The organism is Streptomyces lydicus (assembly GCF_004125265.1).
In the GTDB taxonomy this organism is placed as follows: domain Bacteria; phylum Actinomycetota; class Actinomycetes; order Streptomycetales; family Streptomycetaceae; genus Streptomyces; species Streptomyces lydicus_C.
In genome coordinates this window covers 2224934-2250033 of record NZ_RDTE01000003.1, presented here as the reverse complement: position 1 = coordinate 2250033, position 25100 = coordinate 2224934, and the positions used below count along the sequence as shown (strand labels likewise).

23 protein-coding genes are annotated in these 25100 nt (G+C 71.3%); 16 read left to right on the top strand and 7 right to left on the bottom strand.

The genetic code is table 11. The annotated features are described in order from the left end of the window. Window positions 1-24 precede the first annotated feature (24 nt). Window positions 25-801: a VOC family protein gene (locus tag D9V36_RS12360; protein ID WP_129293812.1), complete on the bottom strand. Its 777-nt coding sequence runs from the start codon at window positions 799-801 to the stop codon at window positions 25-27. Between the two features lie 249 nt (window positions 802-1050). Here D9V36_RS12360 and D9V36_RS12355 point away from each other — a divergent pair, with 249 nt between their 5' ends. After that, a complete protein-coding gene (locus tag D9V36_RS12355; RefSeq protein ID WP_129293811.1) occupies window positions 1051-1890 on the top strand; it encodes a sulfurtransferase in 840 nt (279 codons plus the stop codon). A gap of 115 nt (window positions 1891-2005) precedes the next feature. On the opposite strand, the gene sepH is transcribed toward D9V36_RS12355, so the two are convergent. Then, on the bottom strand, window positions 2006-3064 hold the full coding sequence (sepH, locus tag D9V36_RS12350; RefSeq protein WP_129293810.1) for a septation protein SepH: 1059 nt from the start codon (window positions 3062-3064) through the stop codon (window positions 2006-2008). 498 nt (window positions 3065-3562) lie between these two features. On the opposite strand from sepH, the gene D9V36_RS12345 reads away from it, so the two are divergent. Continuing rightward, window positions 3563-4777: a hypothetical protein gene (locus tag D9V36_RS12345; RefSeq protein ID WP_129293809.1), complete on the top strand. Its 1215-nt coding sequence runs from the start codon at window positions 3563-3565 to the stop codon at window positions 4775-4777. Window positions 4778-4874: 97 nt separating this feature from the next. Here D9V36_RS12345 and D9V36_RS12340 read toward each other — a convergent pair whose 3' ends face one another. After that, the gene (locus D9V36_RS12340) at window positions 4875-6218 is read right to left on the bottom strand and encodes a D-arabinono-1,4-lactone oxidase (RefSeq protein WP_129293808.1); all 1344 of its coding nucleotides are present in this window, start codon (window positions 6216-6218) and stop codon (window positions 4875-4877) included. Window positions 6219-6475: 257 nt separating this feature from the next. Further along, window positions 6476-7768, bottom strand: coding sequence for an MFS transporter (locus tag D9V36_RS12335; RefSeq protein ID WP_129293807.1), 1293 nt, complete (start codon window positions 7766-7768; stop codon window positions 6476-6478). 181 nt (window positions 7769-7949) lie between these two features. Here D9V36_RS12335 and D9V36_RS12330 point away from each other — a divergent pair, with 181 nt between their 5' ends. Together D9V36_RS12330 and D9V36_RS12325 are read left to right on the top strand one after the other, a co-directional pair. Then, window positions 7950-9104 (top strand): ferrochelatase, encoded by a 1155-nt coding sequence (locus D9V36_RS12330; protein ID WP_129293806.1) that lies wholly within the window; start codon window positions 7950-7952, stop codon window positions 9102-9104. 62 nt (window positions 9105-9166) lie between these two features. Beyond that, window positions 9167-10012: an inositol monophosphatase family protein gene (locus D9V36_RS12325; RefSeq protein ID WP_129293805.1), complete on the top strand. Its 846-nt coding sequence runs from the start codon at window positions 9167-9169 to the stop codon at window positions 10010-10012. A 99-nt stretch (window positions 10013-10111) separates the two neighbouring features. Here the strand turns inward: D9V36_RS12325 and D9V36_RS40905 are convergent, their stop codons facing one another. After that, on the bottom strand, window positions 10112-10288 hold the full coding sequence (locus D9V36_RS40905; RefSeq protein WP_006602631.1) for a hypothetical protein: 177 nt from the start codon (window positions 10286-10288) through the stop codon (window positions 10112-10114). 323 nt (window positions 10289-10611) lie between these two features. On the opposite strand from D9V36_RS40905, the gene D9V36_RS12320 reads away from it, so the two are divergent. From D9V36_RS12320 to D9V36_RS12305, 4 genes are all read left to right on the top strand, one after another. Then, a complete protein-coding gene (locus D9V36_RS12320; RefSeq protein ID WP_030062975.1) occupies window positions 10612-11265 on the top strand; it encodes a response regulator transcription factor in 654 nt (217 codons plus the stop codon). A 6-nt stretch (window positions 11266-11271) separates the two neighbouring features. Beyond that, window positions 11272-12534 (top strand): sensor histidine kinase, encoded by a 1263-nt coding sequence (locus D9V36_RS12315; protein ID WP_129293804.1) that lies wholly within the window; start codon window positions 11272-11274, stop codon window positions 12532-12534. A gap of 527 nt (window positions 12535-13061) precedes the next feature. Next, the gene (locus D9V36_RS12310) at window positions 13062-13364 is read left to right on the top strand and encodes a DUF4193 domain-containing protein (protein ID WP_003982531.1); all 303 of its coding nucleotides are present in this window, start codon (window positions 13062-13064) and stop codon (window positions 13362-13364) included. A 14-nt stretch (window positions 13365-13378) separates the two neighbouring features. Beyond that, window positions 13379-14278: a hypothetical protein gene (locus D9V36_RS12305; RefSeq protein ID WP_129293803.1), complete on the top strand. Its 900-nt coding sequence runs from the start codon at window positions 13379-13381 to the stop codon at window positions 14276-14278. Window positions 14279-14297: 19 nt separating this feature from the next. Here D9V36_RS12305 and D9V36_RS12300 read toward each other — a convergent pair whose 3' ends face one another. Continuing rightward, a complete protein-coding gene (locus D9V36_RS12300) occupies window positions 14298-14741 on the bottom strand; it encodes a DUF3093 domain-containing protein (protein ID WP_129293802.1) in 444 nt (147 codons plus the stop codon). 58 nt (window positions 14742-14799) lie between these two features. Between D9V36_RS12300 and D9V36_RS12295 the strand changes: the two genes are divergently transcribed. From D9V36_RS12295 to kdpC, 7 genes are all read left to right on the top strand, one after another. Continuing rightward, window positions 14800-15393, top strand: coding sequence for a PaaI family thioesterase (locus D9V36_RS12295; protein WP_129293801.1), 594 nt, complete (start codon window positions 14800-14802; stop codon window positions 15391-15393). Beyond that, window positions 15390-15911: a dUTP diphosphatase gene (gene dut / locus D9V36_RS12290; RefSeq protein ID WP_088800457.1), complete on the top strand. Its 522-nt coding sequence runs from the start codon at window positions 15390-15392 to the stop codon at window positions 15909-15911. Before D9V36_RS12295 ends, dut begins: the two co-directional genes overlap by 4 nt. Before the next feature lies 1 nt (window position 15912). Continuing rightward, complete coding sequence (locus tag D9V36_RS12285) at window positions 15913-16677, top strand: DUF3710 domain-containing protein (RefSeq protein WP_129293800.1); 765 nt, start codon at window positions 15913-15915, stop codon at window positions 16675-16677. Window positions 16678-17003: 326 nt separating this feature from the next. Then, window positions 17004-17093, top strand: coding sequence for a K(+)-transporting ATPase subunit F (gene kdpF / locus D9V36_RS12280; RefSeq protein ID WP_046925563.1), 90 nt, complete (start codon window positions 17004-17006; stop codon window positions 17091-17093). A gap of 7 nt (window positions 17094-17100) precedes the next feature. Continuing rightward, on the top strand, window positions 17101-18777 hold the full coding sequence (gene kdpA / locus D9V36_RS12275; protein ID WP_129293799.1) for a potassium-transporting ATPase subunit KdpA: 1677 nt from the start codon (window positions 17101-17103) through the stop codon (window positions 18775-18777). A gap of 32 nt (window positions 18778-18809) precedes the next feature. Continuing rightward, entirely contained in the window at window positions 18810-20909 is a 2100-nt protein-coding gene (kdpB, locus tag D9V36_RS12270; RefSeq protein ID WP_129293798.1) for a potassium-transporting ATPase subunit KdpB, read from the top strand. After that, window positions 20906-21583 (top strand): potassium-transporting ATPase subunit KdpC, encoded by a 678-nt coding sequence (gene kdpC, locus D9V36_RS12265; protein ID WP_129293797.1) that lies wholly within the window; start codon window positions 20906-20908, stop codon window positions 21581-21583. The genes kdpB and kdpC overlap by 4 nt, the downstream gene beginning before the upstream one ends. Before the next feature lie 76 nt (window positions 21584-21659). On the opposite strand, the gene D9V36_RS12260 is transcribed toward kdpC, so the two are convergent. Further along, window positions 21660-22223, bottom strand: coding sequence for a GNAT family N-acetyltransferase (locus D9V36_RS12260; RefSeq protein ID WP_129293796.1), 564 nt, complete (start codon window positions 22221-22223; stop codon window positions 21660-21662). 279 nt (window positions 22224-22502) lie between these two features. On the opposite strand from D9V36_RS12260, the gene D9V36_RS12255 reads away from it, so the two are divergent. Beyond that, window positions 22503-25055: a sensor histidine kinase gene (locus D9V36_RS12255; RefSeq protein WP_129293795.1), complete on the top strand. Its 2553-nt coding sequence runs from the start codon at window positions 22503-22505 to the stop codon at window positions 25053-25055. Window positions 25056-25100 lie beyond the last annotated feature (45 nt).

Below are 25100 nucleotides of genomic sequence, written 5' to 3'. Positions count from 1 at the left end.
GGCGGATCCGGGTGTGACTGTCCCTCAGTTCCGCTGGGCGATCGTGAAGACGGCGCCCTCGCTGTCGCAGACCGTCGCCAGCCTTCCGCGGGCACAGTCCCGGGCGGGCTGGAGCACCTGGCCGCCCAGTTCGGTGACCCGGCGGGCCGCCGCGTCCGTGTCGGAGACGGCGAAGTGCGTCATCCAGTGGGAACCCCGGTCGCGCGGCAGGGCGTTGCCCACGCCGTGGATACCGGCCACCGGGTGCTCTTTGAGATGCAGCGTCAGGTAGTCGAAGTTCGCCGAGATCACCGGCTCCGCCTCGTAGCCGAAGACATGCTCGTAGAAGGTCAGGACGGAGCTCGTGTCCCGGGTGACCAGCTCGTTCCATGCCGGGGTGCCCAGTTCACCGGTGATCGAGGTACCCGCCACCGACCTGCCCTGCCAGATGCCGAAGATCGCGCCCTGCGGGTCGGAGGCGATCGCCATCCGCCCCGCGTCGTCGTCCGCATCCAGCGGCCCGACGCCCACCGTCCCGCCGCAGGAACGGATCTGTTCGGCGGTCACGTCCGCGTCATCGCTCGCCAGATAGGTGGTCCAGGCGACCGGGAGATGGCGGTCGGGCGCCAGTTCGCCGAGCCCGGCGACTTCCCGGCCGTGGAGGAAGGCCCGGGCGTAGGGACCGAAATGCTGCGGTCCCGGGCGGAACTCCCAGCCGAACAGCGCGCCGTAGAATTCCTGCGTCGCGGACAGGCTGTGGGCCAGGAGGCTCACCCAGCAGGGCGCGCCGGGCATCCGCCGGGTCGCTGCCTCGGTCGTCATTGTCACTCTCTCCTCGGAGCGTCGGGTGCTGACCCTCTGCGCCACGGGCGCGGGTCCCGAGCAGATGCTCGCACCCGGTGACCTGGTGAGCGCCCCGGCCGCGCCGTCCATGGCCGGTTCGCGAGGGAGAATGCCCGCTTTGACGTTTCCGATCCGCCTCTGCGGCGTTACGGAAGGACGTAACTGCGTCATACGGAGGGTGGGTGCCTACCTTCTGTACGTAGCCGTCGCTACGCAAGGATGAGTCCCATGAATGCCATCATCACCGCTACCGAACTCGCGAGCGAGCTGGACCGGCCCACCGCTCCGGTCCTCCTGGACGTCCGCTACCAGATGGGCGGCCCGCCCGGTCGCCCCGAGTACGAGGCCGGTCATGTGCCCGGCGCGGTCTACGTCGACCTCGAGAGCGAGCTGGCCTCGCCGCCCGGTCCGGGTGGCCGGCACCCGCTGCCCGATCTCGATGTCTTCACCGAGGCCATGCGGGCCGCCGGCGTCCGCGCGGACCGTCCGGTGGTCGTCTACGACGGTGGCCAGGGCTGGGCGGCCGCCCGCGCCTGGTGGCTGCTGCGCTGGACCGGCCACCCCGACGTACGCGTCCTGGACGGCGGCCTCGTTGCCTGGGAGGCGGCCGGCGGCGCCCTGAGTGTCGATCAATCGACTCCGCGGGAAGGTGATTTCACCCCGGTGCCCGGCGGCCTGGCGCTGCTGCGGGCGGATGACGCGGCCGCCGTGGCCCGCCGCGGGGTCCTGCTGGACGCGCGGGCCGCCGAGCGCTACCGCGGTGAGGTCGAGCCCATCGACAAGGTCGCCGGGCACATCCCGGGCGCCGTGTCCGCCCCCACGACCGAGAACGTCGTCGAGGGCGGCACCGTCTTCCGCGACGCGTCGGAACTGGCCGAGCGTTTCGCGGCGCTGGGCGCCACGCCGAAGGCGGAGGTCGGTGTGTACTGCGGCTCCGGGGTCTCCGCCGCGCATCAGGTACTGGCCCTCGCGGTCGCGGGTGTCCCCGCCGCCCTGTACGTCGGCTCCTGGAGCGAGTGGTCGGCCGACCCGGCCCGCCCCGTCGCCACCGGCCCGCAGCCCGGCTGAGCTGCCACAGGGACCCGTAACGGGGCGTCGCACCACGGCGTCCGCCCGCTCCCTGAGTTCCAGGGGCGGGCGGACGGCGCGATACACGTCGGGAAAGGCCTCAAGGGCCCTTCCGCTACTCCGGCTTCTTGCGGCGGGTGCCGAAGACGATCTCGTCCCAGCTGGGCACCGCGGCGCGGCGGCCGGGGCGTACACCGTCCGCCTCGGCCTGCCGGTCCGTCGTCCCGGTCAGCCGGTCGCGATGGCCGGCCACCGCGCGTGGCATCAGTACATCGGCGTACGCGGAACCCGCGCCCGCACTGGCCGCCGGGGCGGGCGGCTCCTCGACCTCGGCCTCGGACTCCTCGTCGCTCTGCGCCGACTTCACGGTCTCCGGGACGACCATGTCGCCGCGGAAGCTCGGCACCGCCTCCAACAGGCTGGTCAGCGAATCGCGCTCGCCGACGGCCTCCTCCGCGACCCGCGGCTCGCCGTCCTCGTCACCGGAGGATGCCGTGCGTTCGCCGCGCTCGGGCGTCTGCCGGTCCAACGCGCGGTCCAGCGGCCGGTCGCGCGGCAGCCGCGCGATCCGCGGCACGAACGGGAAACTGGGCTCGGGCGTGTCGTCGCTCTCGCCGATCAGCGCCCGCGCCTCGTCGTCCACGGCCTGGACGAGACGCCGCGGCGGGTCGTACGTCCAGCTCGCCGAGTGCGGTTCGGTGGCGACGCGGTAGACCAGCAGCACCTCCCAGGTGCCGTCGTCCCGGCGCCAGGAGTCCCACTGCACGCTCTCCTTGTCGGCGCCGCGCAGCAGCAGCCGCTCGGCCACCGCCTCGCCGAGCTGCGGACCGGTGTTCTCGCCGGGGCGCCGTACCGGAGTCTTGCGGGCCCGCTCGGCCATGAAGGCGCGCTCGGCGAGCACCGGGCCCTCGAAGCGGCGCACCCGGTCGACGGGGATGCCCGCGAGCTGGGCGACCTCTTCGGCGGAGGCACCGGCTCTTATACGGGCCTGGATGTCCCGCGGACGCAGGTGGCTCTCGACCTCGATCTCGATCTGGCCGAGCCGTGCACGGTCGTTGCGGACGGCGGCGCGCAGCCGTTCGTCGATCGGAAGCGTGTACTCGGTGCTGTCCGCAGCTTTGAGCACCAGCCGTGTGCCGTCGTTGGAGACGGCCACGACACGCAGTTCGGGCATGGGGACCTCCCGGGTGGTGCCTGCCGACGTCACTCGCGTCGCTGCTTCCGCTAGTCGAGTGTGGCCTGCCCGGGTGCAGCCTGCCACAACATTGCCGAGTTGCCCGGCGTGTCGGGGCTTGGCCCTGAAACGCCGTTATGACACGGTTACCTGTTCGCCACGCTCAGTGACCATGCCGCTTGTCCTGTCGCCGTTCACCCGTACCGAGCGGCGGCGCCCCGGTGTGAGTGCCGCCTTCATGGCCCCCTCCCATGGGTTCCGGGCAGCCGGACGGGAACCGGGGCCAGGGTTCGCCACAGTACTCCATTCGGACCACTGAGGTGGACCGCCGCGCCGCTGAACTTCTGGGCGGACAACGGAGTTGGGTCGTCTTGTCGATCTCTCTACCTGGCGTGTCGGTGGCGAGTTTCACAGATTCCCCAAAATCGGAACTTTTGGCTCCGCCGAATGGTCACTTCTCCATGCAGGATGGATCGAAGGGGCTATCAAAGGTTGGAGATGGACGAAGAAACCGAAAGCGACACGAAGAAGAAGGAGAGGCGGATAGACCTGAGCCTTGCTCAGGTGGCCGGCAGCGCGCTCGCCGCGGCGGTCGCGGCGTACCTCGCGGGCCGGCTCGGCGTCTACGGAACCATCATCGGCGCCGGCGTGGTCAGTGTCGTGGCCACTACGGGCGGCTCGGTGTTCCAGCACCTGTTCCGGCGCACCGGTGAACAGCTCAAGGAGGCGACGGTCACCACCCGGCCGAAGCCGCGCCGCTCCTCCGCCGCCCGCACTCGATCCACCACACCGGACGTCCGGCAGGCCGGGCCCACGATGGTGCTGCCGACCTTCGACAAGGAGGGGACGGAGGACAAGGTCACCTCCGTCGCCGCCAGGACGTCCGCGCCCGGCACCGCCCGTACGCAGCTGATCCCGCGGGCCGAGCAGGTCCGCCTGCGCGACCCGGCAGGCGCCCACCCCGCCCCGCCGGCGGATGCCCCGACGCGGCTGCTGCGCGCCGCCGACCCCGAGGCGACCCGCGCCCTGCGCGCGGCGGACGGGAACGGCCCGGAGCGGTCCGCCGACCGGACACAACTGGTGCCGCGCCTCGACGAGCGGACCATGGCGCTGGGGCAGGCGGCCGCCCGCCCGGCCGGTGTTCCGGCCGCGCGGCACCCGGCCGGCCCGCCCGAGGAGCTGAGCACCGCGACGTACGGCACCCGGCTGCGCGGCTGGAAGCGGCCGACCCTCGGTGCGCTCGCGGTCTTCGCGCTCGCCATGGGCGTGGTCACCGGCACCGAGCTGATCACCGGGCAGACGCCGAGCGGGGCACAGGGCACGACGCTGAGCAACCTCACCCACACCGGGGGAGGGGGCCGCCAGCAGCACCGCTCCCCGCAGTCGCCCGGCTCCGGTCACTCTCCGGACGGCGGCGGCCGGCACGGCGGCGGAGACCGCCGGAGCCCGGATCCGGGCAACTCGGGCGACACCGGCAGCGATACCGGTACGGACAAGGGCGGCGGCACGCCGTCGCCGGACCCGAGCCCGTCCGACGGCGGCAAGACCTCGCCGGATCCCGGCACGTCCTCGTCGCCGGACCCGTCCCCGAGCGGCTCCGCCGGTGACGGACCCACCGGCTCCGGCGGCTCTCCGGCCGGTAGCGGAGACCAGGCGGATCCCCCGAACGGGCAGTCGTCCGGCGGGCCGGCCCCCGGTCCCGGCGCCTCCTGAGCCGGCTCCGGTCCGGCAGTTACCGTCCGGACGAGGCGGACCCGCAGCGGCCGCGGCCCGGCGCCCACCCCGGGCGCCGGGCCGCGGCCGTCGTCGGTCAGTCCCCCAGGACCCGCCGCAGATAGGCATTGGCGAAGCGGCGTTCCGGGTCCAGCCGGTCGCGCAGCGCGGTGAACTCCCCGAACCGCGGATAGGCGTCGGCAAGATAGGCGGCGTCGCGGGTGTGCAGCTTCCCCCAGTGCGGCCGCCCCTCGTGTGCCGTCATGATCCGTTCGGCGGCCGCGAAATACGCTCCGTACGGTGTCCCGCGGTACATGTGTACGGCGAGGTAGACGGTGTCCCGGCCCGAAGCGGTGGACAGCGGGATGTCGTCGGCGGGCGCGGTCCGCACCTCCACCGGGAAGCTCACCCTGAAGTCCGAGCGCTCCACCAGGGCCTTGAGTTCACCCAGTGCCGCCACCGCGGCCGCCCGGGGCAGCGCGTACTCCATCTCCACGAACCGCACCCGCCGCGGGGAGGTGAACACCTTGTACGGGATGTCGGTGTACGTACGGGCCGACAGGGCACGGCTGGAGATCTTGGCGATGCGCGGTATCGCGGCCGGGACCGCCCGTCCGACGGTGCAGGCGAGCTGGAAGACCCCGTTGGACAGCAGCTCGTCCTCGACCCAGCCGCTGACCCTCCCGGGCGGTGCCGCCGGACCCTGGCTGCGGTTGTTGCGCTTGGTGTTGCAGCTGCCGGTGTGCGGAAACCAGTAGAACTCGAAGTGTTCGTTCTCGGCGACCAGCTCGTCGAACCGGTCCGCCACCTCGTCGAAGGGCATCGGCTCCTCGCGGGCGGTCAGCAGGAACTCCGGTTCCACGGCGAAGGTCAGTTCGCTGATCACGCCCAGCGCGCCCAGGCCCAGCCGGGCCGCGGCGAAGACCTCGGGGTTCTCCCCGGCGGAGCAGGTCAGGACCGAGCCGTCGGCGGTGACCAGTTCCAGGGCGGTGGTCTGGGCGGCGATCGACGCCGAGTCGCGGCCGGTGCCATGGGTGCCGGTGGACGTCGCCCCGGAGACCGTCTGCTCCATGATGTCGCCCATGTTGGTCAGCGACAATCCGTGTGCGGCCAGCGTCTCGTTGAGGTGCTTGAGCGGGGTGCCGGCCGCCACCGTCACCGTGCCGGCCTCGCGGTCGACCGAGCGGACGCCGGTCAGCCGCTCGGGGCGGATCAGCAGCCCGTCGGTGGCCGCCGCGGGGGTGAAGGAGTGGCCGGTGCCGGCGGCCTTGACCGTCAGTCCGTCCGCCGCCGCGGTGCGGACCACGGCCGCCACCTCCTCGGTGCTCGCCGGGGCCGCGGTCCGGGCGGGGCGGGCGGTCACATTGCCCGCCCAGTTGCGCCACGGCCCGATGGTCGGACCACGCCCTCCCGAGCCGCCGGCGGCGTTGCTGACTGCCATGGTGACGTCCCCTCCCTCAGCGCGGGCAGGCCGTGTCCGGCCGCCGTTGTTGAGCGCATGATGCCAGGAGCCGACGCTCCGTCAGGGCGGGGTGACGGGAATCACAGCAGCGCGCAACGGGCCTGTACCGCCCCGGCTCCCGGATATGCCGTACCGCGGGTAACTCCCTGACGGGAGGGAGGGGTTCGCGCGGACCGGCGGGAGGGCGGGCGTGGCGGGGCTGTGCGGACGGGGGCGCGAGGCCCCTGCCGGGCCCCCTACGCGACGCTCTCCTCGCCCTGTCGCTCCGTGGCCGGATCGGTCCGGCCGGTCGGTCCGGTCGGGCCGGGCAGGCCTCCCGCCGCGGCCGGTCCTGCCGCTGCGGTCACGGACTGCGGGCGGAGCCTGCGGTAGCCCGCGAAGGCCACCAGCGCGGCGAGCAGGCCCGCCGCCCCCGGCACCAGATAGCCCCGGGCGGCCCCGGCGGCGTCCACCACCCAGCCGGCGGCCGACGACCCCAGTGCGACGCCCACCGCCAGGCCGGTGCTGGTCCAGCTCATGCCCTCGGTCAGCTTCGCCCGCGGCACATGCTCCTCGACCAGCGCCATCGTGGTCACCATCGTCGGGGCGACGGACAGCCCGGCGACGAACAGCGCGACGGCCAGCAGCGGCAGCGAGCCCACCAGTTGCAGCGGCACCATGCTCACGGCCATCACGCACACCCCCGCCACCCAGCGGCGGGACGGATGCCCCTTGAGGTGGAGCAGGCCGAAGACCGCGCCGGCCGCACACGAGCCGAGCGCATAGACGGCCAGGACCAGACTGGCCGCCGCCTTGTGCCCGGCCTCCTCGGCGAATGCCACGGTCACCACGTCGACCGCCCCGAAGATCGCGCCAGTGGCCGTGAACGTCACCACCAGCACCTGCAGCCCCCGTGAGCGCAGCGCGGACCCCTTGGTGTGCTGTTCGCGCGGATGCGGCACCGGCTCCGTCGCCCGCTGCGCCGTCAGCCAGAAGACACCGGCGGCCAGGAAGCCGGCGGCCAGCAGCGGCCCGGCCTCCGGGAACCACGCGGTGGACAGGCCGATGGACAGGATCGGCCCGACGATGAAGCACATCTCGTCGACGATCGACTCCCACGAGTACGCGGTGTGCAGCTCCCGCGGGGACCCCCGGTAGAGCTCGGCCCAGCGTGCCCGGATCATCGCCCCCACGCTCGGCACACACCCCGCACCGGCCGCGAAGACGAACAGCAGCCAGTCCGCCCAGCGCTGCTGCGCGCTCAGCAGCAGTCCGGCGACCGCGGTGACCGACACCAGGGTGGCCGGGCGCAGCACCGGGCGCTGGCCGTGCCGGTCCACCAGCCGGGAGATCTGCGGGCCGAGAACCGCGGCGGACAGTGCGATCGTCGCGGACAAGGCGCCGGCCAGGCCGTAGCGGCCGGTCAGCTGGGAGATCATCGTGACGATCCCGATGCCCAGCATCGACAACGGCATCCGGCCCAGCAGCCCGGCGGCGGAGAACGACTTGGTGCCGGGGCGGCCGAAGAGGGCGCGGTAGGGACTGGGCAACGGGGGTGCTCCGCCGGTGAGGACCGAAAGGTCGGTAAGGAATGACAAGGGCCGATACAGCTTACGGGCGGTATGCCGCCGGACGCCTCCGAATTTCCGCCATCGCCTGCCGAAGCGGCCGGTCCTCCCCGCGCCGGGACCTGCCCGCCGCACCCATGGGAAGGGTGGCAGGATCGATGGCATGCCCGAACAGTGCGACCCCCGCCCGTATGACGCCCTGCTGCTGCTGTCCTTCGGCGGTCCCGAAGGCCCCGACGACGTGGTGCCGTTCCTGGAGAACGTCACCCGCGGCCGCGGCATCCCCCGTGAGCGCCTGAAGGAGGTGGGGCAGCACTACTTCCTGTTCGGCGGCGTCAGCCCCATCAACGCCCAGAACCGGGAACTGCTGGACGCACTGCGCAAGGACTTCGCCGAGCACGGACTGGACCTGCCCGTCTACTGGGGCAACCGCAACTGGGCGCCCTACCTGACCGACACCCTGCGCACCATGGTCCAGGACGGCCACCGCCGTATCGCCGTCCTGGCGACCAGCGCCTACGCCTCGTACTCGGGCTGCCGGCAGTACCGCGAGAACCTCGCCGACGCCCTCGCCACCCTGCAGGCCGAGGGCCTGGAGCTGCCCCGGGTCGACAAGCTGCGGCACTACTTCAACCACCCCGGCTTCGTCCGGCCGATGGTCGACGGCGTACTGGCGTCCCTCGCGGCCCTGCCCCGGGAGGTGCAGGACGGTGCCCATCTCGCCTTCACCACGCACTCCATCCCCACTGCCGCGGCCGACACCTCCGGCACTCCCGCCGACCACACGCAGGACGGCGTGGGCGGCGCCTATGTCGCCCAGCACCTGGATGTGGCGCAACTGATCGCGGACGCCGTCCGGGCCAAGACCGGTGTGGACCACCCCTGGCGGCTCGTCTACCAGTCCCGCAGCGGCGCCCCGCACATCCCGTGGCTGGAGCCGGACATCTGCGATCACCTGGAGGAGCGGCACGCCGCCGGCGTCCCGGCCGTCGTGATGGCTCCCATCGGGTTCGTCTCCGACCACATGGAGGTCACGTACGACCTCGACACCGAAGCCACCGCCAAGGCCGCCGAGCTGGGACTCCCGGTCGCCAGGTCGGCGACCGTGGGCGCCGACCCGCGGTTCGCAGCGGCCGTCCGCGACCTCCTCCTGGAGCGCGCGGCCGCCGAACGGGGCGCCGCCCCGGAGCGCTGCGCCCTGGGCGCCCTCGGTGCCGGCCACGACCTGTGCCCCGTCGGCTGCTGCCCCGCGCGCACACCGCGCCCGGCCGCCGCCGGGGCCGACTGGCGCGGCCCGGCCGACCGGGCCCCCGCATAGGCCCCGACACTCACGCCCGCCCCCGATCCCCCCGATCACCGCTCGTCCGAGCAAGGAGCATCGTGCCCGACCCGCTGCACCCCGACGCCCCCCAGACCGCCCCGGCGCAGAGCGACGCGCTGTACGACGCACTCCTCGACCTGGCCCTGGAGGCCGCCCGCCGCGCGGGGGCGCTGCTGCGCGACGGCCGGCCCGCCGACCTCGGTGTGGCCGCCACCAAGTCCAGCCCCATCGACGTCGTCACCGAGATGGACCTCGCCTCCGAGAACCTGATCACCGGCTTCCTCGGGGAGCACCGCCCCGACGACGGCTTCCTGGGGGAGGAGGGTGCCAGCACCGAGGGCACCAGCGGCATCCGCTGGGTCATCGACCCCCTGGACGGCACCGTGAACTACCTCTACGGGCTGCCGGCCTGGTCGGTGTCCATCGCGGCCGAGAAGGACGGCGAGGCGGTCGTCGGGGTCGTCGCCGCCCCGATGCGCGGCGAGACCTACCAGGCCGTCGTCGGCCGTGGCGCGTTCAACAACGGCGAGCGCATCCGCCACCGGCCCGCCCCGCCGCTCTCCCAGGCGCTCGTCGGCACCGGGTTCGGCTACCTCGCCGAGCGCCGGGCCGGCCAGGCGGAGGTGGTGCGCACGCTGCTGCCGCAGGTCCGCGACATCCGGCGCGGCGGCTCGGCCGCGATCGACCTGTGTGATGTGGCCTGCGGCCGGCTCGACGCCTACTACGAGCGCGGTCTGAACCCCTGGGACATGGCGGCCGGCGCCCTGATCGCCCGCGAGGCCGGGGCGCTCACCGGGGGCCGCCCCGGGAAGCCGGTCTCCCAGGAGCTGACCGTCGCCGCCTCCCCGGCCCTCTTCGAGCGGCTGCAGCCGCTCCTGGACGAGCTCGGCGCCTGGCACGACTGACCGGACCCGCGTCCGGGCAACGGACCCGGTCCGGACACGACAGCGCCCCGGCACCATCCCCATGGATGCCGGGGCGCTCTCGTCGTAGGCCGGGCGGGGTCAGGCGTTGCTGACCGCTCCGTACCGCACGCCGTGCTCGGTCGCCAGTCGCTGCAGGTCCTCGAGTTCTGCCTGCTCGACCTCGGCGAGGAAGTCGTCGCCCGCAGCGCGGGCCCGGTCCAGATCGGCTTCGGTGTTCTCTATACGCTGCAAAATGCCTGCGGTGAACGCGTCCATTGCGCCCCCTCGTCGTGGGTCGGTGGGCACGGGGGTGTGCCGACGGGCGGTTCGATCACGGCGTGGTCCCTGCGATGGATCAGTTCAAGGCGGGTAGCCGAAAGAAACAGGGCGTGATCGCGGGTGTGCAGTCGTCCTCCCCACCCCTCACCTCAGGGAAACCTCAACCCGCCCGGGAATCCTGCCCGTCGGGTGCCGCCCCGGGGCCCTCCACCCCTCTGCACCCCCCTTACCGCCGGTTTATGGCTCTTCGGGGCAGGATGGAAGAGCTCTGAAGACATTGTTGTGCCTGCCCGAAAGGGCCCTGAGGAAGGACTAGCGACGTGCGTGTTCTCGTCGTCGAGGACGAGCAGCTGCTCGCCGATGCGGTGGCCACCGGACTACGCCGGGAGGCCATGGCGGTCGACGTGGTCTACGACGGCGCTGCCGCCCTGGAACGGATCGCGGTCAACGACTATGACGTCGTGGTGCTGGACCGTGACCTTCCGCTCGTCCACGGCGACGATGTCTGCCGCAAGATCGTCGAGCTGGGGATGCCCACCCGGGTCCTGATGCTCACCGCCTCCGGCGACGTCAGCGACCGCGTCGAGGGCCTGGAGATCGGCGCGGACGACTACCTTCCCAAGCCCTTCGCCTTCACCGAGCTGACCGCCCGGGTCCGTGCTCTCGGGCGCCGTACGACCGTCGCGCTGCCGCCCGTCCTGGAGCGGGCCGGCATCAAGCTCGACCCCAATCGCCGTGAGGTCTTCCGCGACGGCAAGGAGGTCCAGCTCGCCCCGAAGGAGTTCGCGGTGCTGGAAGTCCTGATGCGCAGCGAGGGCACGGTCGTCTCGGCCGAGCAGCTTCTGGAGAAGGCCTGGGACGAGAACACCGACCCGTTCACCAACGTCGTGCGGGTCACGGTCATGACGCTGCGCCGCAAGCTCGGCGAGCCCGCGGTGATCGTCACGGTCCCCGGCTCGGGATACCGGATCTGACCGGCGATGCCTTCCCTGCCCTCGTTCTCCAAGGCGGCCAACCCGCCGCCCCCCGTTCCGCCCAAGCCGACCTGGGACCCCAGGCCGGTTGATGTGCGCCCGTTCCCGTGGCTGCGTCCGACGATCCGGATACGGCTGACGCTGCTGTACGGCGGCATGTTCCTGATGGCCGGGATCGTGCTGCTGACGATCATCTACATGCTGGCCGCCGATGCGCTGCACGACGGCAGCGCGCTGCCGCTGAAGATCCTCGGCGGAAAGTTCCAGTCGACCAGTGACATCTGCGACCTGCCCACCGAGACGTCCGGGCAGCTGCTCCAGCAGGCCGTCGAACAGTGCCTGCAGCATCAGCGCGCAGTGGCCCTCAACAGCCTCCTCAACCGCTCCCTGCTGGCTTTGCTGGGTTTGACGGTGGTGGCGTTCGCTTTTGGTTATGCGATGGCGGGTCGGGTGTTGTCGCCGTTGGGGCGGATTACGCGGACTGCTCAGCGGGTGGCGGGTTCGGATCTGCATCGGCGGATCGAGCTGGGGGGTCCGGATGACGAGCTGAAGGAGCTCGCGGACACGTTTGACGAGATGTTGGACCGGTTGGACCGGGCGTTCGAGTCGCAGCGGCGGTTTGTGTCGAATGCTTCGCACGAGTTGCGGACGCCGTTGGCGATCAACCGGACGTTGCTGGAGGTGCAGCTGGCGGATCCGGGGGCGTCGGCGGAGCTGGTGCAGCTGGGGAAGACGCTGTTGGCGACCAATGAGCGCAGTGAGCAGTTGGTGGAGGGGTTGTTGCTGCTGGCGCGCAGTGAGAACAAGGTCGTGGACAAGAAGCCGGTGGATGTGTCGGAGGTGGCTTCGCAGGCGGTGGAGCAGACGCGTGAGGAGGCGCAGTCCAAGGGGGTGGAGTTGCGGGGGGTGCGTGAGCAGGTGTTTGTGCAGGGCAACGGGGTGCTGCTGGAGCGGATCGCGCTGAATCTGGTGCAGAACGCGGTGCGGTACAACGTGCCGGAGGAGGGGTGGGTGGAGGTGACGACCGAGCCGCAGCCGGGGTGTGCGGTGCTGGTGGTCTCCAATACGGGTCCGGTGGTGCCTGCCTATGAGGTGGAGAACCTTTTCGAGCCGTTCCGGCGGTTGCGTACGGAGCGGACCGGTAGTGACAAGGGGGTCGGGCTGGGGCTGTCCATCGTGCGTTCGGTGGTGCGGGCGCACGACGGGACGATCACGGCCCGGCCCCGTGAGGGCGGTGGCCTGACGATGCGGGTCGTCCTGCCGCTCTGACGCAGGCCACAGGGGGGGTGTACGCCCGCTGGAGCCGCTGCGCACCCCTCTGGGTAGTCGTCGGACATCTGTGCGTACGATCGCCCGTCTCGCGGCCGTACACCGCCTCGCCTGCCGGTTTGACGACAAGGGGGGTCGGCGTGGATCCTTCGCCGAGTTCGCTTTGCGCGGAATTGAGCCGGTCCGCCCACCGGTCTGCGTGTGTGTGATGCCTCACAGACGCGATTTTCCGGCCATTTACGCTCTGTGATCGAAAAGCCTGTCGGAATGCCCGGGGACGTCCGGGTTTCCGGGGGGTGAGATCACGGGAAGTAGAGGTGATGGGCTGCGCGAGGTGCGACATTCGGACCGTGTACGGTCCTGATCGCCATCCAAACCGATCACCTCTTCAGGGGTGCGGTTGGGTGTCGATTGAGTAACAGACCTTGATGTGAGGCAAAATCTCCGCCTCAGGTCGGGCACAAGTCCGGCCTCTCACGCGTTACGAGCGCTGAGACACCGCAGACACCCAGAGGGGGAGAGCGAAAATGGCTACGGATTACGACACCCCACGCAAGACCGACGACGACCTCAACGAGGACAGCATCGAAGAGCTGAAGTCGCGGCGGAACGACAAGTCCGCCTCGGCCGTCGACGTCGACGAGTTCGAACAGGCCGAGGGCCTGGAGCTGCCCGGCGCGGACCTGTCCAACGAAGAACTGGCCGTGCGCGTGCTGCCCAAGCAGCAGGACGAGTTCACGTGCATGAGCTGCTTCCTGGTCCACCACCGCAGCCAGCTCGCCGCGGAGGACAAGAACGGGCAGCCGATCTGCCGCGACTGCGCGGCCTGAGTCCGGTCTACGCCGTGGCAGGCGTGAACCCGTTCCGCAAGGGCTCCAAGGGCGTCGAAGGTTCGGCGGCCGGCGCACGATCACGCGAGGAAACCGCGCCCGTGCCCGCCGACCCGAGCGCCCTCCCCGCGGAGCGGTCGACCGGTGCACCGCACCGGGGGCACCTCCCGCTCGGGCGAAGCCGAGAGCGGGGGAGGGGCCGCACGGCCTCGTTCGCGGCCATGGTCGGCCGTGCCGCCGGAAGAAGCGGCGGCAGGGTGCGGGCCGGACTTGCCGTGATCGCCGACCGGATCATCGAGACCGCCCCGCGGATTCCGGTCCGTGACCTCGCCACCCTGCGCGCCCAGTTCCCCGGACTGACCCCCGAGGACCTGGCCGACAAGCTGGTCGCAGGCGCCTGCGCAGCCACCGGAGCCGTCGGAGCGGGCGTGGGCGCGGCAGCGATGCTGCCCGTACCGCCCGCCATGCCGGCCGAGCTGGCCGCCGAGGTCACCGGCGTGGCCTCGGTCGAGATCAAACTGATCGCCGAGCTGCACGAGGTCTACGGCCTGCGGCCCGCCGGGAATTTCCGGCAGCGCGGTATGGCCTATCTGACGTCCTGGACGGAGGAGCGGGGCGTCGACCTCAGCAAACCGGCCTCGCTGAACATCGCCCTCGGGGTGCAGATGAGGCGTGAGCTGCGCCAGCAGATCATGAAGCGCACGCTGCGCAATCTCCCCAACCTCGCCCCGTTCATGATCGGTGCCTCCGTCGGCGCGTTCATGAACCGCAGGGACACCAGAAAGCTTGCGGAAAAAATCCGTAAGGACCTGCGCACGAAGCGGGTCCCCTGGGAGGCCCTTCCCCCCTCCGCTCCGGACGCTCCCGCGGGCGGCGAACGGGCCGGGGAAACCCCGCCCTCACCGGGCGGCTGACCCCGCCCCCGCGCGCCGGTCAGCCCCGTCCGGCCGCCAGCGCCGCCACCAGACGCTCCGGCGTCCGCGTCGAGAGATAGGCGTACGGCGTCGGGTCCTGCGGATCGGTGATCTCCACCCGCACCGCGGTACGGATGTAGCCGCGCAGCAGCATGAACGCCCGGGCGTCGGCCTTGTGCGTACGCCACGCCAGCGCCTCGTCCGCGTCCAGCGCCCGCGCCTCGCCCAGTGCCGTCACCGGGATCTTCGCGTCGCCGGCGATCAGGGCGCCGCCCACCACCCGGATCCGCGCCGAGCCGTACGAGCTCACCGCCACCGCGGACAGGGCCGCCCCGCCGATCAGTCCGCCCAGCATCCACAGCGTCCCCAGAGGGAGCAGCATCAGGGCGCAGGCGACGCCGATCAGCGCGGCGATCACCCACCAGGACCGGGGTGCGGTGAGGCGTTCTTCGTACGGCTGCATGGCTCCAGCTTGGCACGGCGGCGCGGGCCCGTTACGCGCGCGGGTAGGGTCTGACCTCGTGAGTGGAACTGACGAACCCAGGGCGCGGCTGACGCCACCGGCGGACGCTGTCGCCCCGGTCCGGCATGCCGACGCGCCGGCACCCGGAGAACTCCTCGGCGCGCACTACGACCGGTGCTTCGGCTGCGGCACGGGCCAGCCGCACGGCCTGCATCTGGAGGCGCGGGCCGGCGACGGCGTGAGCGTGTCCGCCGAGTTCACCGTCAAGGAGGCCCACCAGGGGGCGCCGGGGCTGGCGCACGGCGGGGTGCTGGCCACCGCGCTGGACGAGACCCTGGGCTCGCTGAACTGGCTGCTGCGGGTGATCGCGGTGACCGGACGGCTGGAGACCGACTTCGTACGGCCGGTGCCGCTGGGCACGGTGCTGCACCTGGACGCGCGGGTCACCGCGGTGCACGGGCGCAAGATCTACTCGATGGCCGTGGGCCGCATAGGCGGTCCGGACGGTCCCGTCGCGGTGCGCGCCGAGGCCGTCTTCATCGAGGTGAAGGTCGACCACTTCATCGACAACGGCAGGACCGAGGAGATCCAGGCGGCGATGTCCGACCCGGACCAGGCCAAGCGAGCGCGTGCCTTCGAGGTGAACCCATGAGTCAGGGACGGAATCCGGTGGACGTACTGCTGCGGCGGCTGGATCCGGACGTGCCCGTTCCGGCGTACGGGCACCCCGGCGACGCGGGCGTGGATCTGGTGACCACCGAGGCCGCCGAGCTGGCGCCGGGGGAGCGCACCGTGCTGCCCACCGGGGTGTCGATCGCGCTGCCCGACGGGTACGCGGCGTTTGTGCACCCGCGGTCCGGACTGGCCGCGCGCTGCGGCCTGGCGCTGGTGAATGCCCCCGGGACGGTGGATGCCGGGTACCGTGGAGAGATCAAGGTGATCGTGGTCAATCTGGACCCGCGCGAGAGCGTGCGGTTCGAGAGGTTCGACCGGATCGCCCAACTGGTCGTCCAGCAGGTCGAGAAGGTGCGCTTCCACGAGGTGGCGGAACTTCCCGGCTCGGCGCGGGCCGAGGGGGGATTCGGTTCCACCGGCGGTCATGCGGCGGTGGGCGGCTCCACGGGCGGGAATGAATACGCATCGGTCGGTGCCGACCGGGAAGGACAGTGACGTGTTCGGACGTCGCAAGAAGAACGAGGCTCCTGAAGAGTCGGTCGAGGACACCACGCTCGACGAGCACGCGGTGAGCGACGCCGACGAGGACGAGGCGCCGCAGCAGCGGCTCAATCTTCCGCCCGCGCCGCGCCCCGACGGTCCCTGGGACGCGTCGGAGGTCTCCGAGCCCGGCGAGGGCCGGGTGGACCTCGGCGGGCTGTTCGTGCCCGGTGTCGAGGGCATGGAGCTCCGGGTGGAGGTCGCCGGTGACGCCATCGTGGCCGCGACCGTGGTGCTGCAGGACAGTGCCGTGCAGCTGCAGGCCTTCGCCGCCCCCAAGAACGAGGGCATCTGGGGCGAGGTCCGCGAGGAGATCGCCGCCGGCATCACCCAGCAGGGCGGTGTCATCGACGAGGTCGAGGGCCCGCTGGGCTGGGAGCTGCGTGCCCAGGTCCCCGTACAGCTGCCGGACGGCACGAACGGTGTGCAGGTCGTGCGCTTCATCGGTGTCGACGGGCCCCGGTGGTTCCTGCGCGGTGTGATCTCCGGCCAGGGCGCGGTGCAGCCGCAGGCCGCCGGCGTGCTGGAACACATCTTCCGGGACACCGTCATCGTCCGCGGCGAGGGCCCGATGGCCCCCCGCGACCCGATCGTCCTGAAGCTGCCGGACGACGCCCAGATGGTGCCGGACGGCGTGCAGCAGGACCAGGTCGAGCAGTCGCGTTTCGGCGGTGGTGTGGAGCGTCTGGAGCGTGGACCGGAGATCACCGAGATCCGCTGAGCACACATCGCGGTGAAGCGGCGCGCAGGCGTCCGCTCGCTCGGCCGGATAACGACGGTCGTCAGGGCCCGAGCCCCCGTCAAGGGGGCCGGGCCCTTGTTGTTTGTGCAGGTCAGCTCCGGTCGCGTAAGGAATCCGTCAACGGAGCGCCAATGGCCGTAAGGGAGGCGTCAACAGCGTTCAAGCCGCGTCGGAAGGGCGCTTTGCTGTGGGGGTCCTGATCTCCCCTCCCTCTAGGAGCACACGATGGCCGACGTGGCCTTCGTCGTTGTCACGATCGCGGTCTTCGCATCGGTGGCTCTGGTCGCCAAGGGGGTGACGAAGCTGTGACCGTCGAGAACATCGTCGGCCTGATCGTTGCCGTCGCCCTGCTGGGATACCTGGTCCTCGCCCTCGTCTTCCCGGAGAGGTTCTGAGCACCGGATGAGCCCCTTTCTCGCAGGCGTGCTCCAGCTGACAGCGCTCATGGTGGCGCTGGCCCTGGCGTACCGCCCCCTCGGCGACTACATGGCCGCCGTCTACGCGTCCCCCAAGCACCTCCGTATCGAGAAGATCGTCTACCGCTGCATCGGTGCCCATGCGGATGCCGAGATGCGCTGGCCCGCCTATCTGCGCAGTGTCCTGGCGTTCTCCGCGGTGGGTGTGCTCCTCCTCTACCTGCTCCAGCGCCTCCAGGGCGATATGCCGCTCTCCCTCGGCTTCGCGGCGATCAGCCCGGACCAGGCGTTCAACACCGCGGCGTCCTTCGTCGCCAACACCAACTGGCAGTCCTACAGCGGCGAACAGGCGATGGGCCACGTCGTGCAGACCGCCGGTCTCGCGGTGCAGAACTTCGTCTCCGCCGCCACCGGCATGGCCGTCGCCATCGCCCTGGTCCGCGGCTTCGCCAGGTCCCGCACCGGCGACCTCGGCAACTTCTGGGCCGACCTGGTCCGCGGCACCGTACGGGTGCTGCTGCCGATCGCGGTCATCGGCGCCCTGATCCTGGTCGCCTGTGGTGCCGTCCAGAACTTCTCGGGCATCCATGAGGTCGGCCAGTTCATGGGCGGCTCCCAGCAGACCAACGGTGGCGCCGTCGCCTCCCAGGAGGTCATCAAGGAACTGGGCACCAACGGGGGCGGCTACTTCAACGCCAACTCCGCCCACCCCTTCGAGAACCCCGGCGCCTTCACCAACCTCTTCGAGGTCTTCCTGATCCTCGTCATCCCGTTCGCGCTCACCCGGACCTTCGGCAAGCTGGTCGGGAACGTGCGACAGGGGTACGCGATCCTCGCCACGATGGGCGTCATCTGGCTGGGCTTCACCGCTCTGATGATGTGGACCGAGTTCGCCCACGGCGGCCCGGCCCTGCAGGCCGCGGGCGCCGCCATGGAAGGCAAGGAGACCCGCTTCGGCATCGGCGGCTCCTCGATCTTCTCGGTGGCCACCACCCTCACGTCCACCGGCGCGGTGGACTCCTTCCACTCCTCCTTCACGGCCTTCGGCGGCGGGATCCAGCTGCTCGGCATGATGCTCGGTGAGATCGCGCCCGGCGGCGTGGGCTCCGGCCTCTACGGCATGCTCGTGATGGCGATCATCGCGGTGTTCATCGCCGGCCTGATGGTCGGCCGTACACCCGAGTACCTGGGCAAGAAGATCGGCACCCGCGAGATCAAGCTCGCCGCCTGCTACATCCTCATCACCCCGACGCTGGTGCTCGGCTTCACCGCGGTCTCGATGGTGCTGCCCGACGCGCTGGGCTCGATGCTCAACACCAAGGCGCTGGGGGCCGGTTCGCACGGCTTCTCCGAGGTGCTGTACGCGTTCACCTCCGGCGCCAACAACAACGGTTCGGCCTTCGGCGGCCTGAACGCCAACACACCCTGGTACAACACCACGATCGGCCTGGCGATGCTGCTCGGCCGCTTCCTGCCGATGGTGTTCGTGCTCGCCCTGGCCGGCTCGCTCGCCGAGCAGAAGCCGGTCCCGGAGACCGCGGGCACCCTGCGCACCGAGAAGCCGCTGTTCGCCGGGCTGCTCGTCGGCACGATCCTGATCATCACCGGTCTGACCTACTTCCCGGCGCTGGCCCTCGGGCCGCTGGCGGAGGGGCTGTCATGACCGCCTCCGTAAAACAAGAGGAGCCCGGCTCCATGTCCACCGCCACTCCGACTCGCGCCCCGCACCAGGACGTTCCCGGCGGGCACCAGCCCGGCGACGGCCGCGTGGGCGGCGGTCTCTTCGACCCCAAGCAGCTGGTCACGTCCTTCCCGGACGCGATACGCAAGCTCGACCCGCGGGTGATGGCCAAGTCCCCCGTGATGTTCGTGGTCGAGGTCGGCTCGGTGCTGACCACGATCTTCGCCTGCACAAACCCTTCCGACTGGTTCGGCTGGGCGATCGCCGCCTGGCTGTGGCTGACCGTCATCTTCGCCAACCTGGCGGAGGCGGTCGCCGAGGGCCGCGGCAAGGCGCAGGCCGACACTCTGCGCAAGGCCAAGACGGACACCGTCGCGCGCCGGCTGAACGGCACGACCGAGGAACAGGTACCCGGCACCGAACTGCGCATCGGCGACCTGGTCGTCTGTGAGGCCGGCGACATCATCCCCGGTGACGGCGATGTCGTCGACGGCGTGGCCTCCGTCGACGAGTCCGCCATCACGGGCGAGTCGGCCCCGGTGATCCGCGAGTCCGGCGGTGACCGCTCGGCCGTGACCGGCGGTACGAAGGTGCTCTCCGACCGCATCGTCATCAAGATCACGACGAAGCCCGGCGAGACCTTCATCGACCGGATGATCAACCTCGTCGAGGGGGCCGCACGGCAGAAGACCCCCAACGAGATCGCGCTCAACATCCTGCTCGCCTCGCTCACCATCGTCTTCCTGCTGGCGGTGGTCACCCTCCAGCCCTTCGCGATCTACGCGGGCGCCGAGCAGACCATGATCGTTCTGCTGGCGCTGCTGGTCTGCCTCATCCCGACGACCATCGGTGCGCTGCTCTCGGCCATCGGCATCGCCGGTATGGACCGCCTGGTGCAGCGCAACGTCCTGGCCATGTCGGGCCGCGCCGTCGAAGCCGCGGGTGATGTATCGACATTGCTGCTCGACAAGACCGGCACCATCACCCTCGGCAACCGCCAGGCCGCCGAGTTCGTGCCCGTACGCGGCACCACCGAGGCCGAGGTCGCGGACGCCGCCCAGCTGTCCTCGCTGGCCGACGAGACGCCCGAGGGCCGCTCCATCGTCGTGCTCGCCAAGGAGAGGTACGGGCTGCGCGAGCGCCACCAGGGCGAGTTGACGGACGCCGAGTGGGTCCCCTTCACCGCCCAGACCCGGATGTCCGGTGTGGACGTCGACGGGCGCAAGGTCCGTAAGGGCGCGTCAGGTTCGGTCATCGCCTGGGTCAAGGAACGCGGTGGCAGCGTCGCCGAGGACGCCCAGCAGCTCACCGACGCCATCTCACAGGCCGGCGGCACCCCGCTGCTGGTCGCCCTGGAGGACGAGAGCGGCCCGCGGGTCCTGGGAGTCATCCACCTCAAGGACGTCGTCAAGGACGGCATGCGCGAACGCTTCACCGAGCTGCGCAAGATGGGCATCAAGACCGTCATGATCACGGGTGACAACCCGCTGACGGCCAAGGCCATCGCCGACGAGGCGGGCGTGGACGACTTCCTCGCGGAGGCCACGCCCGAGGACAAGATGGCCCTCATCAAGCGGGAACAGGCCGGCGGCAAGCTGGTCGCGATGACCGGCGACGGCACGAACGACGCCCCGGCCCTCGCCCAGGCGGACGTCGGCGTGGCCATGAACACCGGTACCTCGGCCGCCAAGGAGGCCGGGAACATGGTGGATCTGGACTCCAACCCGACCAAGCTCATCGAGATCGTCGAGATCGGCAAGCAGCTGCTGATCACCCGGGGCGCGCTGACGACCTTCTCGATCGCCAACGACGTCGCGAAGTACTTCGCGATCATCCCGGCGATGTTCGCGGTGGCCTACCCCGGCCTGGACACCCTCAACATCATGCGGCTGTCCAGCCCCCAGTCCGCGATCCTCTCGGCGATCATCTTCAACGCGCTGATCATCGTCGCGCTGGTGCCACTCGCCCTCAGGGGCGTGCAGTACCGGCCGGTCAGCGCCGACCGGATGCTGCGCCGCAACCTCGCCGTCTACGGACTGGGCGGTCTGATCGCACCGTTCATCGGCATCAAGCTCATCGACCTGCTCCTCGCTCTCCTCCCCGGAATCGGGTGACCGCCGTGAACAACTCCGTACGCAACACCGCCCGGCTGCTCGGGGCGGGCCTGCGGGCCCTGCTCGTGCTGACCGTGATCTGCGGAGTCGTCTACCCGCTGGTGGTCACCGGAGTGGCGCAGGCGGCGTTCCCGGGCAAGGCCAACGGGTCCGAGGTGCGCTCCCACGGCACGGTCGTCGGCTCGTCGCTCATCGGGCAGCGCTACGACAAGGGCAAGGACAAGGCCGGCAACCCGATTCCGGATCTGAAGTTCTTCCAGCCGCGCCCCTCGGCGGGCCTGGGCAGCAACCGGGCCAACGGCGTCAACACCCGGTACGACCTCCAGGTCTCCGGTGCCTCCAACCTGGGCGCCACCAACACCGACCTCGTCAAGGCGGTGAAGGAGCGCAAGAAGTGGGTGGCCGGCACCTACGGCGTCCCGGAGTCGAAGGTTCCGGCGGACGCGGTCACCTCGTCGGGCTCCGGACTCGACCCGGACATCTCGCCCGCCTACGCCGCGCTGCAGGCCGACCGGGTCGCCAGGGAGAACCACCTGCCTGCCGGCACGGTGCGCCGGCTGGTCGAGCGCCACACCGACGCCCGCGCCCTCGGTTTCCTGGGTGAACCACGGGTCAACGTGCTGGAGTTGAACATCGCACTGAAGGACCTGGTCGCGGGCCGGGCCAAGGGCTGAGCACAGGGGTCCACGGGGCGGCCCCCTTGGAGGAGTGTGCGGTTCTCTCCTCCAAGGGGGACCGCCCCTTCCCGCGTCACCAGACGTCGCCGTCGCGCCAGTCGCAGGTGAGGTCGGTGTCGAGGTCGAGCGGGGCGGACGCGGTCGGGAGGACGTAGAGGCAGCCGTCCTCGCCGGCGGTGCGCCGGATGCCGTGAGGGGTGAGGGCCCAGGAGGGGCCGCGCCACAGCTGCCAGCCGCGGGCGGCGTAGAAGGAGGCGGCCTCGTCGGCGGCGCCGAGTGCGCCGAGGTCGTAGCCGCTGCGCACGATCCGCTCCAGAGCCTCCATCATGGCGGCGCCGTGTCCGCGGCCGCGGCGGTCCGCGCGGACGCCGACGCCCTCCACATAGCCGCAGCGCAGGGCTCGGCCGCCGTGCAGCAGGCGCCGCTGGACCACGGCCGCGTGCCCGACCAGCTCGCCGCCCTCATGGACGAGGGCGTGCAGGCCGCCGAGTGCGTGCTCCCAGTCCTCCGCGGTCATGTCGTCGAAGACGTCGTGGAGGAGAGCGCGGGCCGCCTCGAGGGTGCCGGTGTTCAGGTCGGAGGTGTGGACGATACGCACCCCGGGCGTGCGGGGCGTCGTCGGATGTGCCTCGGTCATGAGGGGCATCGTCGCAGTCGGCCGGAGGCCCGGCGAGGGCATTTTTCCGGCCATGGTGCCTCGTTTCCTCCGGCCGTGCGCCCGGTCCTCGCTGCCTCGGCCGGCCGGCCCTCCTCGCCGTGCCGGTCCGGTCCTCAGCCGCTGCCGTCCGCCCGTATCAGAGTCGCGTCAAGACCGGCCGCCAAGTAGTCGACTGCCCCTTTTGTCCAGTTGTCCGGTCGGTAGGGTCGCAGCAGGTTCAGCCCGGTGGGGGCGGCTTTCACGTAAGACAATGGGGCCATGGCACGCGGCAAGCTACGGATATACCTCGGCGCGGCACCGGGCGTCGGCAAGACGTACGCGATGCTGTCCGAGGCGCACCGGCGCGTGGAGCGGGGCACGGACCTCGTCGTGGCGTTCGTGGAGCATCACGGAAGGCCCCGCACCGAGGTCATGCTGCACGGGCTGGAGCAGATACAGCGCCGGGAGCTGGAGTACCGCGGCACCGTTTTCACCGAAATGGACGTGGACGCGGTCCTGGAACGCGCTCCGGCCGTGGCGCTGGTCGACGAGCTGGCCCACACCAACGTCCCCGGCTCGCGCCACGGCAAGCGCTGGCAGGACATCGAGGAGCTGCTGGAAGCCGGGATCGATGTGATCTCGACCGTCAACATTCAGCATCTGGAGTCACTCGGGGATGTCGTCGAATCGATAACGGGAGTGCGGCAGCGCGAGACCGTGCCGGACGAGATCGTCCGCAGGGCCGACCAGATCGAGCTTGTCGACATGTCGCCCCAGGCGATCCGCCGCCGTATGGCGCACGGCAACATCTACCAGCCCGACAAGGTGGACGCCGCCCTGTCCAACTACTTCCGCCCCGGCAACCTCACCGCGCTGCGCGAGCTGGCGCTGCTGTGGGTCGCCGACCGGGTGGACGAGTATCTGCAGGAGTACCGCGCGGAGCACTCGATCCGCTCCACCTGGCAGGCGCGTGAGCGCATCGTCGTCGGACTGACCGGCGGGCCGGAGGGCCGTACGCTGATCCGCCGCGCGGCGCGGATGGCGGCCAAGGGGTCGGGCAGCGAGGTGCTCGCCGTCTACATCGCCCGCAGCGACGGGCTGACCTCGGCCTCGCCCAAGGAACTCGCCGTCCAGCGGACGCTGGTGGAGGACCTGGGCGGCACGTTTCATCACGTCATCGGGGACGACATTCCCAGCGCGCTGCTGGAGTTCGCGCGCGGGGTCAACGCCACCCAGATCGTGCTGGGCTCCAGCCGCCGCAAGGCCTGGCAGTACATCTTCGGGCCGGGGGTGGGGGCGACCGTCGCCCGCGAATCCGGGCCCGATCTCGATGTGCACATCGTCACCCACGACGAGGTCGCCAAGGGCCGCGGGCTGCCGGTGGCGCGCGGTGCGCGGCTGGGACGCGCCCGGATCCTCGCCGGCTGGCTCGTCGGCGTCGTCGGCCCGGTCCTGCTCTCGCTGCTGCTGACCGGCATGGTGAACGGCCCCGGGCTGGCCAACGACGTCCTGCTCTTCCTCTTCCTGACGGTCGTCGCCGCACTGCTCGGCGGGCAGCTGCCGGCCCTGGCGTCGGCCGCGGTCGGCTCGCTGCTGCTGAACTTCTACTTCACACCGCCCACCCACACCCTCACGGTCAGCGATCCCAAGAACATCGTCGCCATCGTGATCTTCTTCGCGGTGGCCGTCTCGGTCGCCTCCGTGGTGGACCTCGCCGCCCGCCGCACCCACCAGGCGGCCCGGCTGCGTGCCGAGTCGGAGATCCTGTCCTTCCTCGCCGGCAGTGTGCTGCGGGGTGAGACGACCCTGGACGCGCTGCTGGAGCGGGTACGGGAGACCTTCGGCATGGAGACGGTGGCGCTGCTGGAGCGGGCCGGCGACGTCGAGCCGTGGACCTGTGCGGGCCGGGCCGGAAGCGACCACGGCAAGCCGCTGATGCGCCCCGAGGACGCGGATGTCGACATGCCCGTGGGCGACCACATGGCGCTGGCGCTGACGGGCCGGGTGCTGCCGGCCGAGGACCGCCGGGTGCTGGCCGCGTTCGCCGCCCAGGCCGCCGTCGTACTGGACCGGCAGCGGCTGGTGGGCGAGGCGGAGCGGGCCCGGGAGCTGGCCGAGGGCAACCGCATCAGGACGGCGCTGCTGGCCGCGGTCAGCCACGATCTGCGGACCCCGCTGGCGAGCATCAAGGCCTCGGTCACCTCCCTGCGCTCCGACGACGTCGCCTGGTCCGAGGAGGACGAGGCGGAGCTGCTGGCCGGCATCGAGGCGGGCGCCGACCGGCTGGACCACCTGGTCGGCAACCTCCTGGACATGTCCCGGCTGCAGACCGGCACGGTCACCCCGCTGATCCGCGAGACGGACCTCGACGAGGTGGTACCAATGGCGCTCGGCGGCGTCCCGGAAGGCAGCGTCACCCTCGACATCCCCGAGGAGCTGCCGATCGTCGCCATCGACCCGGGGCTGCTGGAGCGCTCGGTGGCCAATCTCGTCGAGAACGCCGTCAAATACAGCCCGGACGGTGCGGTGGTGCTGGTCTCGGCCAGCGCGCTCGGTGACCGGGTGGAGCTGCGGATCGCCGACCGCGGTCCCGGGGTGCCGGACAGCGCCAAGGACCGGATCTTCGAACCCTTCCAGCGCTACGGCGACGCTCCGCGCGGCGCGGGCGTGGGCCTCGGACTGGCCGTGGCGCGCGGTTTCGCGGAGGCGATGGGCGGCACGCTCGCCGCCGAGGACACCCCCGGAGGCGGCATGACGATGGTCCTCACGCTCCGGGCCGCCCCCGGCCGGCCGCCGGCCAGGCCCGGCCTTCCGGCCCAGGCCACGACATGAGCCGGGCCGCACGGACCACTTTCACCACACCCCCGGCGGGCCCGC

Excerpts from the sequence above, each read along its gene's own strand:
- D9V36_RS12360 (WP_129293812.1), bottom strand. The coding sequence starts at position 801 with ATGACGACCGAGGCAGCGACCCGGCGGATGCCCGGCGCGCCCTGCTGG.
- D9V36_RS12355 (WP_129293811.1), top strand. The coding sequence starts at position 1,051 with ATGAATGCCATCATCACCGCTACCGAACTCGCGAGCGAGCTGGACCGG.
- sepH (WP_129293810.1), bottom strand. The coding sequence starts at position 3,064 with ATGCCCGAACTGCGTGTCGTGGCCGTCTCCAACGACGGCACACGGCTG.
- D9V36_RS12345 (WP_129293809.1), top strand. The coding sequence starts at position 3,563 with ATGGACGAAGAAACCGAAAGCGACACGAAGAAGAAGGAGAGGCGGATA.
- D9V36_RS12340 (WP_129293808.1), bottom strand. The coding sequence starts at position 6,218 with ATGGCAGTCAGCAACGCCGCCGGCGGCTCGGGAGGGCGTGGTCCGACC.
- D9V36_RS12330 (WP_129293806.1), top strand. The coding sequence starts at position 7,950 with ATGCCCGAACAGTGCGACCCCCGCCCGTATGACGCCCTGCTGCTGCTG.
- D9V36_RS40905 (WP_006602631.1), bottom strand. The coding sequence starts at position 10,288 with ATGGACGCGTTCACCGCAGGCATTTTGCAGCGTATAGAGAACACCGAA.
- D9V36_RS12315 (WP_129293804.1), top strand. The coding sequence starts at position 11,272 with ATGCCTTCCCTGCCCTCGTTCTCCAAGGCGGCCAACCCGCCGCCCCCC.
- D9V36_RS12310 (WP_003982531.1), top strand. The coding sequence starts at position 13,062 with ATGGCTACGGATTACGACACCCCACGCAAGACCGACGACGACCTCAAC.
- D9V36_RS12300 (WP_129293802.1), bottom strand. The coding sequence starts at position 14,741 with ATGCAGCCGTACGAAGAACGCCTCACCGCACCCCGGTCCTGGTGGGTG.
- dut (WP_088800457.1), top strand. The coding sequence starts at position 15,390 with ATGAGTCAGGGACGGAATCCGGTGGACGTACTGCTGCGGCGGCTGGAT.
- kdpA (WP_129293799.1), top strand. The coding sequence starts at position 17,101 with ATGAGCCCCTTTCTCGCAGGCGTGCTCCAGCTGACAGCGCTCATGGTG.
- kdpB (WP_129293798.1), top strand. The coding sequence starts at position 18,810 with ATGTCCACCGCCACTCCGACTCGCGCCCCGCACCAGGACGTTCCCGGC.
- D9V36_RS12260 (WP_129293796.1), bottom strand. The coding sequence starts at position 22,223 with ATGACCGAGGCACATCCGACGACGCCCCGCACGCCCGGGGTGCGTATC.
- D9V36_RS12255 (WP_129293795.1), top strand. The coding sequence starts at position 22,503 with ATGGCACGCGGCAAGCTACGGATATACCTCGGCGCGGCACCGGGCGTC.